The organism is Oscillospiraceae bacterium (assembly GCA_035353335.1).
In the GTDB taxonomy this organism is placed as follows: domain Bacteria; phylum Bacillota; class Clostridia; order Oscillospirales; family JAKOTC01; genus DAOPZJ01.
On record DAOPZJ010000006.1, the window covers coordinates 24235 to 36961 of the forward strand.

9 protein-coding genes are annotated in these 12727 nt (G+C 46.9%); all 9 read right to left on the reverse strand.

Going from position 1 to position 12727, the window contains the following annotated elements:
- Positions 1–50: 50 nt before the first annotated feature.
- Entirely contained in the window at positions 51–1340 is a 1290-nt protein-coding gene (locus PKH29_02565) for a dihydrolipoamide acetyltransferase family protein (protein ID HNX13718.1), read from the reverse strand.
- Between the two features lie 157 nt (positions 1341–1497).
- Positions 1498–2763: a zinc-binding dehydrogenase gene (locus tag PKH29_02570; GenBank protein HNX13719.1), complete on the reverse strand. Its 1266-nt coding sequence runs from the start codon at positions 2761–2763 to the stop codon at positions 1498–1500.
- A 13-nt stretch (positions 2764–2776) separates the two neighbouring features.
- Positions 2777–4048, reverse strand: coding sequence for a PHP domain-containing protein (locus PKH29_02575; GenBank protein ID HNX13720.1), 1272 nt, complete (start codon positions 4046–4048; stop codon positions 2777–2779).
- A gap of 256 nt (positions 4049–4304) precedes the next feature.
- On the reverse strand, positions 4305–5957 hold the full coding sequence (locus PKH29_02580) for a hypothetical protein (protein ID HNX13721.1): 1653 nt from the start codon (positions 5955–5957) through the stop codon (positions 4305–4307).
- Positions 5958–5966: 9 nt separating this feature from the next.
- The gene (locus PKH29_02585) at positions 5967–8105 is read right to left on the reverse strand and encodes a hypothetical protein (protein HNX13722.1); all 2139 of its coding nucleotides are present in this window, start codon (positions 8103–8105) and stop codon (positions 5967–5969) included.
- Positions 8102–9325, reverse strand: coding sequence for a hypothetical protein (locus tag PKH29_02590; protein ID HNX13723.1), 1224 nt, complete (start codon positions 9323–9325; stop codon positions 8102–8104). Before PKH29_02590 ends, PKH29_02585 begins: the two co-directional genes overlap by 4 nt.
- Positions 9322–10524: a hypothetical protein gene (locus tag PKH29_02595; GenBank protein HNX13724.1), complete on the reverse strand. Its 1203-nt coding sequence runs from the start codon at positions 10522–10524 to the stop codon at positions 9322–9324. The genes PKH29_02590 and PKH29_02595 overlap by 4 nt, the downstream gene beginning before the upstream one ends.
- Positions 10525–10533: 9 nt before the next feature.
- Positions 10534–12234: a hypothetical protein gene (locus PKH29_02600; GenBank protein HNX13725.1), complete on the reverse strand. Its 1701-nt coding sequence runs from the start codon at positions 12232–12234 to the stop codon at positions 10534–10536.
- 151 nt (positions 12235–12385) lie between these two features.
- On the reverse strand, positions 12386–12727 hold a 342-nt coding region (locus PKH29_02605; GenBank protein ID HNX13726.1), incomplete at its 5' end, for an SDR family oxidoreductase.

The following is a 12727-nucleotide window of genomic DNA, read 5'->3' on the forward strand; positions in this document are numbered from 1 at the left end:
ATTCGTGAATATTTAAAATCCGAATTCTTAATTCTGAATTCTGAATTTTCCTAAATCGCCAACAACGCGTTGAAATTCTCCAAATTCCTGCACAACTCCTGCATAAACCTCGATGCGGGCGCGCCGTCGACCGCGCGGTGATCGTAGGTCAGCGACAATCCCATCGCCTGATAATACACCGGCTGCCCGTCGGCCAGTTTCACCCTGGTCTGCAGGTTGCAAACGCCGATGATGCAGGTCTGCGGCGGGTTGATGATCGGGGTGAACATCTCCACGCCGAGCGAGCCGAGATTCGAGACGGTGAACGTGCCGCCCGAGAGTTTGTCCGGGCTGATGCTGCCTCCCTGCGCCTCTTTGGCGAGCGCTTTGGACTGCTTTGCGATCTCGGAGAGAGACAGGGTGTCGGCATTGAAAATCGTCGGAACCAGCAGACCGCGTTCGGTATCGACCGCCATACCCAGATTGACGTGTTTGAACAGGCGGATGGAATCACCCGTCAGATGCGCGTTGCAGTACGGGTGGTTTTTCAGCGTACGCGAAACCGCGAACAGCACGATGTCGTTCAGGGTGATATTCGGCAGCCCCAATGTTTCGGCGGAGGCCTTGAGCTTTGCGCGCAATGCGATTATTTCGGTCGCGTCGAAGCTGAAATGGTGGGTCAGCTGCGCCATAGAAGAAAGCGAGTTGACCATGGCCTTGGCAATCGAACGGCGCACGCCCGAGAGCTTGATGTCCTCAAACTCCGCAGCGGAAGCCGGCGCAGCCGCCGGAATTGCCGCCGGCGCGGCTGCGGCGGTTTCTTTTCCGAAGGTATTGGCAGAAGCCAAATCGCGCTCGATAATGCGTCCGTCGGGACCTGACGGGGTCACGGCCGCAAGATTGATCCCGAGCCGTTCCGCGGCTGCTTTCGCGCGCGGGGAGACCTTGAGCTCTCCGGCCGGAGTCACAACAGTTTGAACCGGTTCCGGTTCAACGGCAGAGACTTGAAGTGCGGGAGCCGCGGTGGGAGTCGAAGGAGCGACAAAAGTCGCAGGAGCCGCAGCGGCCGCTCCCGCAGGGGTTGTTCCCTCCTTAACGGGTATAAGCGCCGAATAATCCTCGCCGGGCTTTCCGATCGCGCAGACGTTTGTCAAAACGGCGACTTCATCGCCGTCCGCAAAAAACTGCGCCAGCATCGTTCCGGCCTCGGTGGATTCGCACTCGAACGACGCCTTGTCGGTCTCATAAGCAAACAGCACATCGCCGACCTTGATCTCGTCGCCGACTTTCTTTTTCCACGCGGTCAGCACGCACGATTCGACCGTAATGCCCTGCTTGGGCATCAAAATTCCAACTGCCATGTCATAACCTCTTTTCAATATTCACACATTGTAGGGGCGAACTGCGTTCGCCCGAATAAATAAGAACCTTCTGTCATCCCGAACGGGCGGATAATATCCGTCCCTACAAAAAACCGTGTTTCAATTCTCTCTGAATTCTTAATTCTGAATTCCGAATTTAAATCGCCGGAGCTTCCGCCAACAGGACCTTTTCGGCCTCGGCGCACCACAGGCCGTTGTTTTTCGCCACGATATCGGCGAGCTTTTTCGAGAGCTTGTCGGTCTTCCCGAGTTCGGTCAGATCGGCAATCGCGGTCAGCGGATAGTTGATGTGGGTGTAGATCAGCTTTTTGCCGCCCTTGATCTCGGGCAGATGGATCGTGGTCTCGGGAGCCGCGTTCAGACCGCCGAAATGGGTGATCATGACCGACGGATTCAGCAGGCCTTTTTCCATCATCGAAAGCGCCTCGCGCATATCGTCGGTGTTGCCGCCGCTGTTGCCCGCGACATGGGTGTAAAGATAATGGACGTTATAGAAGTTGAACTGCGCGCGGAATTCCGGATTGGTCGGGCCTGCGAAAAAGTTCAGGCAGCCGTCATGGCCGAGGATTTTATCGGCCTGTTCGACGACCGGGGCGACCGGCGCGTAGACATAGACATCGTCAAAACCGGTGCCGCCCGAGAGTTCGCGCATCGCCGCGACCGGGTCTTCGATGGCGCCGGTGTTCAGGTAGACCAGTTTCACGCCGCATTTTGCGGCGTCTTCTTCGCTGTAAAGCGATTTTGCGCGCGCAAGGCGGGCGTCGTCGATGTCGGTGACGACGAGCAGCGACGGTTTGCGGCTGCAGTGCAGGGCATAGTCGATCGCGCCGAGACCCATCGGGCCGACGCCCGCGAGCAGCGCCATCTTGCCGCCCTCGACAATCCCCATCTTATGCTCATAAACCCCGTTTTGGGTGTGGTAATTGACATGAAAACCGCCGACGATGCAGCTGACCGGTTCCGCGAGGGAACCGAAGAAAAACGCGTCCCCGTCATAGGAGAGCAGGCAGTTTTGTTCCATCACGCAGCCCGGAATCACGACATAGGTAGCGTCTCCGCCGATGTATTGAAACGAATATCCCGGGGACATATACGGATTTTCCGGAAGATTCAGGGCCGGCTGCATTACGAACTTCTGACCGGCTTTGAACTTACCGGCCCACTTCTTACCCACCTCGACCAGTTCTCCGCAAAACTCATGTCCGATGATGACAGGATTGCGGTCGATGTCTTTCGGCACACGCTTGTGATCCGCGCCCTGCAGCGCCGCCTTGTGGGACGACATGCACACGCTGTCGGAGATGATTTTCGCCAAAATCTCGTCGTCTTTGAGCGGCGGAAGTTCGAATTCCTCGACCCGAAGGTCGTTTTTGCCGTATAGGCGCATGGCTTTCGTTTTCATCATAATTCTCCTTTTATTCGTTCCGGGATAAGGCGGCATACGCAGCCACCCGCTCGGAGATCTTCGGGTATTTTTCCGCGGTCTGCGGGGAAGTGAACGAATCGGCGGAATTTTGCGCCGCCGCGCGCTCATGTCCGATCAGCGCCCAGGTCGCATCGTAAAGATGCGCATACTCGGGTTTTGAAAGCGCCGGGCAGATAAAGCTCTGGCGCGGGGAGTTGATGTCCTCGCCGCTGATTTGAAAGAAGTTATGCTTATCGCAAAGCGCCATTACGCGGGCAAGCTGTTCAGAGGTATTGCGCGACGGCATATAGGTCACCGCGTCAAACCCCGTATATTTCAGATAGTCAAACAAATCGTCGAGATAGTCATCCTCATATTTGGCGGTCTGCTTGTCGCCCGTGACCGAGCTTCCGACGTCGCCGAGATAGGCGTACGCCGAAATCGCGCCGATCGAGCGGACAAATTCGACGAATTTGCGCGCGTCGGGCAGTTCGGCTTTTGCGGGTACATAAAAGTCCTTGACCATATATGCTTTTAATAAACCCAGGAGGTCATATTCATAAAACGGATTATCCGAATCCGAGAGCTGAGTCTTGATCTTTTCGCTGCATTTGATTCCCAGCTTGTCCGATAAAAACCCGACTACGTCGCCGCGCTTGCCGAACCGCCCGACCAGCGCCAGCGAGACCGCGAACAGCAGATGCCGTTCGGTGACGCTCCCGCCTTCCTTGAATCTCGAAAGCGGAATCACGTCTTTTTCAAAGTCGATGCATATATCGGCGGGGGCGAGCAAACCGTTCAGCCGTCCGAGCATGGCCTGATTACGGATGTTGCGTGCAGTGCGGATCGGACCCAAAAACGCCTCAGCCTGCGCCACGCGGTTTTTCGGAATGCCGTGGCAGGCGACATAGGCGACGCCGTCCTGATCGGGATTATTGACGCGGCGGCCGCCGAACGGGGAAGAAGACAGGTCGACGCGCACTTCAAAGCCGCTGGTGACCGGCATCTTGCATAAGTCCCCGGCGACGTAAAACTCATCGATGCCGCTGACCGAATCGTGATCCATGATCCCTGCGGTCTGAAGTCCCGCGGCGCGGGCGTACCAGATCGCACCGGTCGGATAATAGGGCGAAAAGCTGTACGTTGTGTGGATGTGGTTGTTGACAAAGTGTCCGGTTTCCGGCGCTTTCATCGCGCCGGTCCGTTCCAGTTCGAGAAGTGTGGCTAACGCCGTCAGACGCACGACCCGTTTCTCGTCGGAGAGTTGTTTGAGCTGAAGCATTTTATGACCTTTCTGATTTCATTGAAAAACGAAGGGATCGGAGAAATAAAAGAGCATCAATGAAAATAAAGATAATTTCAGGACCAAAACAATATCAGGACCGCATAAATGCGATCCAAGCGGATCGTACATGTACGATCCACAGAAAGTATACCACGAATGACGGTTTTGAACAAGTATAACCTTTCGATTTTCAGGTAAAATCATTGAAAAAATCGAACTCGGAAAGGAAGAATTTAAATAACAGTGAAGCACTTCATTTTTTCATCGTTTCTTCAATCGGAATGCGGAAAAGATAGGTATCTGAAAACGAATCGGCTTCCGAACAAAACCACAGGTAACCTCCGGTACTTATAATCCTTGTCGGCTCCGCCGTATTATAATTTAAAGAATCAAAACGCCGGGGCGTTGTTTCGAAGGTAAAGTCGCAAAACAAAACACTCATACCGAAGCGGGTTTTAGAAAAAGAGGCGATTTTGTTGTCAAAACACAAAAATTTTGAAGAACCGGGATAAAAAGTTTTATCAAACCAACCGAGATCAACGAGTTGCCCACTTGCAAGGTCATATAAATACGGCCCGTAAGAAGTATAAGAGCTGTCCCAGTATGGGGTGATTACAACGCTCTCGCTTTGAACGGCAATCGGTACAAGGCAATTTGCGTTATTATGTGTGAACAGCGTCGTTTTTCCTGTTTCGATATCATAAATCCCGGTTTCGATCGGAAATTCCCAGCCCATTTTTATATATGTAAAAGTGGTGTCGCTGACACGTTGAAGAAACCGATACCTCGAACAAACATGTGAATTATCGTCATACGGAACGCCTTTCAACAAGGTAACGGTTTTACCGTCTTTTTCAAGCAGCAGATCAACCCCCGTTTGCAAAATTACTGCCGTGTCGGAAAGCCGATAAAGTTTGTCTGCTCTTTCATCTGCGGGCGTATAGTCAATTTCCTTAACACCGTTTTCTGTCGCGAGGTAATAGGGTTGCCCGCCCCCTCTTTCGGGTGTGAAAATCAAACCCTCGTCTTCGACATAACAAGCAAGAGTTGCTACACGCGGGGCAGGGAATGATTTTTCATACAGCAGAGTCAGATTTTCAGCCGAATAAACTTTCATATAAAGCGTTATATTCTTTCCGTCTGCCAGTCGAAAATCGGGATTATACCCCAAAATATAAACTGCATCGCCCACAGGCCAAGCTTCAATGAAAAGCAGTCCTCCGGTGATATCGGTCAGATTGATCGCTTCCAGCGGAGCGACCGGTTCCGGAACGGCAACCTCCAGATTTTCATATTCGGGCAGCACCTTTAAAAATTCGGCCAGATCGAAAGGGCATTTGATATCCCGTGTTTGGTTGGTAACAAACCCGAGCAGAGTCAGGCTGTGATCTGCGTTTTCTTTCATCACAACTTGCAGATTGATTGAAAAAGTACCGTCTTCATTCGGCGTCAAACCGTCCGGCACGCCAGTGGTCTCAAAAGTGACCCGAAAAGTTTGTAAAACAAAAGAGGTTTCGTTTCCGACAAAAATCGAGGGTTTGGGCCTTGAGCCGGAAAGAGAATCGGTATAAATATATTTCGGGGAGAACGATTGATAATTTTGTGTGATAAATAAAGCCGCCCAATTTTTTACCGGGTCGCTTTTTGAATCGACCGAAGAAGTTATCTCGTTTTCCGCAAGATACATTCTCGTATAAACGGTATTAAGGATAATGTCGTCCTCAAACCGATCCAATGGAACATACTCAACCGTAGAATTCGTTTCAACCGACGAAGATGCTTCGCTTATAACCGCCGAAACAGTCGAGCTCTCCGGTATGCTTTGCGGTATCTTCCCGCACCCACCGAGCCCCGCCAAGACCACCATTGCCAAAACCCATGATACGATTCTTTTACATTTAAACACGGTAATTTCTCACCTCTTTTTCGGAATTCTTAACAGATAATCCTGCGGTAATTCATGAGTGGAATTAAACCAAATGTAGTTTTCGGTGGTATATAATCCGCTATAATAGTTGGAATGTTCCCTCATGCTTTCTTTCGCATTCAAAATATTGAATTGCAAAGTGTATAATCTTGAAGAAAGATCATATAAACAAAACGTTGAAAAGTGCTGATCTTCCGTAAAAAGCACGAGGGTGTTTCCGAAAATACGAAGCCGGGGTTCTGCCATTGTCTCGCTGGGTTTGATATTCAGCAAATCCAAATCGATCAATTCCCGGGTTAATTCATCGTATACATATGGCCCGTATGATTCGTATTCCGGCCCGCACCAGGTATCTGCGACTAAAATCGCTTTGCCGTCCGCATATGTCTCGATATTTAGAAGCGGGGCGTTTTTATGGGTTAATACTGTTTTTTCTCCGGTCGCGATGTCATAAATTCCGCATTCAACGAGCCATTCATAGCCCATTAATTCGTAGATAAACCGCGTATCGCTGATTCGGCAGAAAAATCTAAAATCCTCACAATCCGAATCTTCTTCTATGCTGACGCCTTTGAGAAGCAGTTTTCTCTCACCGTTTTGTTCCAAATAGAGGTTTTCATTTTCTTTTACGATATTGGAAGTATCGGATAATCGATATCTCCCAAGCGGATTTGAGATCTCCGAAATCCCGGTTCTTGTAGGAATGAAATATTTACTGTTTTTATCATCCAGCTTTTGAACCAAAGCAAGCGTTTCATATGAAAACGATACATAACCGTCTTCCGAAACAGAAAAGGCCTTTTTATAAAGCAGCCGCAGATCATCAGAATTAAAAACCATCAGCACCTTTTCATTTTGAACTTCGGGATTCACCGCTAAAACCGCCAATAAATCGCCGGGAAAGAACTCAAAATCATCAACCTTTAAACCACCGGTGAGCGAACGCAGATTGACAACCGAAAGCCCGGAAGCGTCATCCACTTTTGTCTCGGTGAAATCATATCCAAGGGAATCCAGTTCTAAAACAATAAACGGCTCCGGAACAATAAACTCGGTATCTTTGTACCGAGGCACGCCTTTGATAAAATCGTATAATTCACGCGGTTCAATAATCTGCCGCTCTTGATTGGTCACAAACCCGATCAGTGTATAAGGTTCTTTATAATAATTTTTACCAGTCTTTATCACCATTTGAAAACGGAGCTGATAGCTGCTTTTTGCAATTTCAAACCCCTCCGGCACAACATCGGATTGGAAGTTTGTCTCACAAAATATCGTTGCAAAATATTCTTTTTCGCCGGACGTTGTTTCCAGCGTATAAAATTTCTCAGAATAAGCGGTGTCATATGCGGAAGAATTATAATTCCCTTTGACATATAATTCAATCCAATCAATAATCGTCGGATGATAAAAATCATTCGAAACCACGGGATATTCCGAAAGAGAAGCCCTCGTATAAGCGACGTTTTTAATCGGACCTTCCCCAAACCAGCCGGTTTCGGGCACAGTCGATTTCGGAGGATAAGTTTTAATCTGCATTTCTTTGTATTCGGGAATAACGCTCAGAAATTCCACTAAATCCTCTGATGAAGTGATTTGATTCGTCTGGCTTGTGACATAGCCCAGTAGTTTTATACCGTCACCGTTTTGCTCCATAACAAGCTGAAGTTCGATATTATAATACCCTTCTTTGTCCATGGACAGGCCTACCGGAGCGCTCAAAGTTTTAAACCGGATTAAATAGATATGCGTGTAAAATTGGTATACGCGTTGATTTTTTAATAGTTCATAATACGATTCAATACGGTCTTTATAATCAATATACTTGATAACGATTGAATGAGGCGATAAAGTTTTATAATTTTGTGTGACAAAATGCATAGCCCAATAAACGGTATCGGATGTTTTTCCGGAGAAAGAAACTTTCGCAAGCTTTTCCCGCGTTAATTCGGTGTTATAGATTATCTCATCTTCAAACCGATCCAATGAGACAGATGCAGCGGAAGAAGTTGGTTCGCTAACATCTATTGAACTTTCCATCCCGCTTTGCGGTGTCTTCCCGCACCCGCTAAGCCCAGCCAAGACCGCCGCTGCCAAAATCACCGAAATCATTCTTTTACACGTCATCTCTTTGTGACCTCCCCGATCGGAATTCGGAATAAAAAACTATTCCAAGACCAAGACAACGAAAAAAAGTATAAGTATTTTCCAGAGATCATAAATTCCATCCGGGATTGAGATAGATTATATTGATTGCTAAAATCAATTTGGCTTTTTTCGGTTTTGGTTTCGAGATCAAAAAGGCGAAGTGCTGGGGTAAAGCTATCATCTATAAATGCCACAAGTGTATTCTCTACCAGAAAAAAGTCAGGTTCAATTTCATCCATGTACGTATAATCGAGCCAATCTAAATCTGTCACTTCTCCGGTGGTATCATCATACAGATAAGGGCCGTATGAAGAAAACCCTGAATCCCTTTCGGGTGTTAAAACAATCCTGCTTCCGTCCGTCGTACACAATCGAAGAGGATTTACGTTTTCATAGACAAAGGAAGTGGATTCGCCGGTTTCTAAATCAAAAATGCCCGTTTCGTCAAGCCATTCCCAACCGTATTTTTCATACACAAAACGATTATTGTCAAGTCGGCAAAAAAAGCTGTAATTCTCCCATGCCAAGGGGTCATCGACGGTGTTTGGATCGATATAATAAAAGCCTGAAAGAAGGGTTTCGGTCTCTCCTTTATGCTTTAAAACAAGGTTGTTTTGGTCTTCTAAAATTGAAACAGAGTCAGATAAACGATGGCTGTATACCTGATCACGGGAGATTTCCGTTACACCGGTTTTTGTAACAGCAAAAAACATCTCGCTTACAGCCCAACCTTCATTGCGGGATAAAACAAGGGCTTGATTTTCACCTGATTTTACAAAATCCATACTATAGGCTATTTGTTTTGAATCGGATTGCGTCATAACCGGCTGCGTTTTGAAAAGAACTTGATACAAGGGGTTCATATTTAAAATTGAAAAAACAATCAATGTGAAGTTTAATTCTGTGCTTTCCTCAGAAATGATTTGATCCATACCATGTAATAGTACCCCAATCAAATCATCCTCAAAAAAACAAATATCGCGAATTTCCAGTGTACCGGAGTACATAGAGAGATTTAAGGCGGTTATATTTTGATCCAAACTTGAAATGGCGGATTCGTTGAGTTCTGAAACAGATTTCATTTGCATGATTTTATAGAAACCGTTTGTTTTAACGGCGTTGTCGCTCACGCACCCACCAAGCCCAACCAACAAGATCGTCGCTGTCAAAAAAACCGAAATAATTCTTTTATACGTCATTTCTTCGTTACCTCTTCAATCGGAATGCGGAAAATATAACCGTTCGGGGTTAAAGAATAAAACCATAAATCGCTTTCTGTTATAAAAAAATCGCTTGGGTAATTTTTCGATATTCGATATGAGGAAGGCAGCTCGATCACAGTTTTCTCTGTTTCGGAAGCGAGATCAAAAAAGCGCAGAGCAGCCGTGCCGTTATTAGCCACGAAGGCTATCAGCGTATTCTTGAAAAGGCAATAATGGGGGAAAACGCCGTTTGCTTGTAGGTCGTTCATCCATTTCAATTGGGCCATTTTACCGGTTATATCATCGTACAAATATGCGGGATGAAGTGACTTATCATATGAAACCAAAACAGCCTTATTATCATATGAAGTATGCAAATTGATAAACTTCGAATTTTCCGGGGTTAGTAATGTAATTTCGCCCGTCTCAATATCATAAACCCCGAATTCGATCAATTGCTCATAAGCGTCGGATTTTATAAAGAGAAAGCGGGTATCGCTGAGACGGCATTCGAAGGTATATTTTTCCCATGTCGGAGCTTCGCCGTCAGGGGTCTTATCTGAAACGCCGGTTAATATTGTTTTAGCAGCACCGTTTTGTTCTAAGACGAGGTCGTTTCCTTTTTCAAGAACAAATGAGGTATCCGAAAGGCGAAATCTGAAAAATTCTTCTTTGGGCAATTGGGTTATCCCGTTTTCCGTTACGGTATAAAAGGTCTCAATATCGGGGGGAGATAATGAATAAAGAGCGACAGGATCCCCCCGGCGATAAAATCCCATGTATCCCCCTTGCGGGAGCGTAAACCGTTTTTCATATAGAAGCTGCAAAGTATCAACGGAAAATACCGCCAAAAGGTAATGGTTGTTTTGGCTTTCACCTTCTAATTTATTCAGGTTGGAATCATATGCGATAATACCGATTAAACGATTATTTAAAAACCGGATATCTTTGACGGAAAGCCCCTGAAAAAATCGTGACAACTCAATAACCTTAAAGCCGGATTCAATGTCTTTTTCAAGTAAATCCTGCACAGCCGGGGTTGATTCGGCAGATAAAAAACGTTCGCTTGAATTCAACGAAACCAATGAACCCATCGATTTTTCAGGGGCGCTTAGTGTTAACTTCACGCACCCGCTGATTACTGCCAAAGCAACGGCTGCCAAAACCCATGAAACGATTCTTTTACACGTAATCATGGTAATTTCTCACCTCTTTTTCGGAATTCGCAGTAAATAATCCGACGGAAATTCGGAGTCTGAATTAAACCAAATGTAGTTCTTTGTGGCATTTAAACCATTTGAATAATGCGAATAATTTTGTGCATAACCCCGGGCATAAAAGAGATTGAGATTCATGATCTCTAATCTTGATGAAACATCATACAAGCTGAACGTTGTAAAGGGATTATCCTCAATAAAAACCGCGAGGGTATTTCCGAAAAGGCAAAAACGCGGACGTATCGCTGACTCGTCGGGTATGATATCCAGCAAATCCAAATCAGTCAATTCGCGTGTTGATTCATTGTACAGATAGGGTCCGTATGAATCGTAGTCGCTCCATTCATCGGCAACTAAAACCGCTTTTCCATCTTTATATGATACGATATTTAACAGCGGGGCATTAACATGTGTAAAAACCGTTTTTTTACCGGTTTCAATGTCATAGATCCCGCACTCGTCGTACCACTCGTAACCGTATTTTTCATAGATGAAACGCGTGTCGCTGATCCTGCAGAAAAAGTTATAATTCTCCCAATCGGTGCTGTCTTCTTCGTAAATGCCTTCGAGAAGCAGTTTCCGAACGCCGTTTTGTTCAAGATAAAGACAATTCTTTTCATCCACAATAGTAGCAGTATCGGATAAGCGGTATCTTGTAAGCGGTTTCGAGATTTCCGAAATACCGCCTTCCGTCAGGATGAAATATTTATAGTTCTCTTCGCCCAGCTTCTGTTCCAAAACGAGCGTTCCGTTGATATAATCAAACTCCACATGACCGCCGACAGGGTATTCTCCGGATGGGTAGGAAAAGGCCTTTCGGTAAAGCAGCCGCAGGTCATCTGCTTTATATACCATCAGCACTTTTTCATTTTGGACTTCGGGATTCACCGCTAAAATCGCTAACAAATCACCGGGGAAGAATGAAAAATCATCGACTTTTAAACCTTCGGTGAGAGCGCGCAGATTTACAACCGAAAGCCCGGAACCATCATCCACTCTTTTCTCCGTAAAATCATAACCCAGGGAAGCCAGTTGGATAAGCTTCATTGGTTCCGGAGCAATGAAATCGGTATCTTGATATCTGGGTACGCCTTTGATAAAATCGTACAATTCACGCGCTTCGACGATCTGACGGTCTTGATTGGTTACGAACCCGATCAACGTAAAAGGCCCTTCATTATAAATTTCACTCGTTTTAACAACCATTTGAAATTTGATTTGATATCTGCCATCATAAAGTTTCAACCCCGCCGGTGCCATATTAGATTTGAAATCGGTTTCGCATATTAGCGTTGAAAAATGCTCTTTTTCACCGGTCATCGTTTCCAGGGTGTAACATATTTCCGAATAAGAGGGATTAAAGAGGGAAGAAAAAGCATTGTAATTCCCAATGATATAAAGATTAATCCAATCTTTAATCGTTGAATAATAATCATCATACGAAGTCACGGGATTTTCCGACAGAGACGCTCTTGTGTAAGCGACATTGATAAGCGGGCCCTCTCCAAACCAGCCGGTTTCTTGCTCGGACGGTCTCGAAGCCGCCGAAGCAGCCGAACGATCAGAAGTGCTTAAGCCGGAAACTATTGATTCCGCACTATCGATTTGAGCCGATTTCCCGCACCCGCCAAGCCCCGCCAAAACCGCCACCGCCAAAACCCAAGTAATAACCGTTTTCCCTTTTATCATAGTAATTGTTCCCTCTCAATCACTAATTCCGTTTCCTCTCTGCCTGATATTCCCATCATAACACAAAAGTCCGCACCCGCGCAAGTCCTGCCTGATGTTTCAGGGCAAGAGCTGCGCCGGTGCGGACAACTACTTAGTTATAAGTTGAGGATTACTTTAACATCTCCTGACCGCCGGTGACGGGGACGGCTTGGCCGGTCTCGTATTCCTGCTCCATGATGTAAAGGATGGCGCGCACGACATCTTTGACCAGACACCCGCGTCCGAGCGGCACTTTGGACTCGTAGGACTTCTTCACGTCCTCCACGGTCTTGGCACCGGGCACTTTTCCCGCCGCCAGATACTGCACGAACAGGCCTTTGACCGGGTCGGTCCACAGCGGGCCGTCGAGGAAATTGCCGGGGCAGATGGCGTTGACCTTGATGCGGTCGGGGGCGAGTTCGAGCGCAAAGCTCTGAACGAGCCCGATGCCGCCGAATTTGGAACCCGCGTA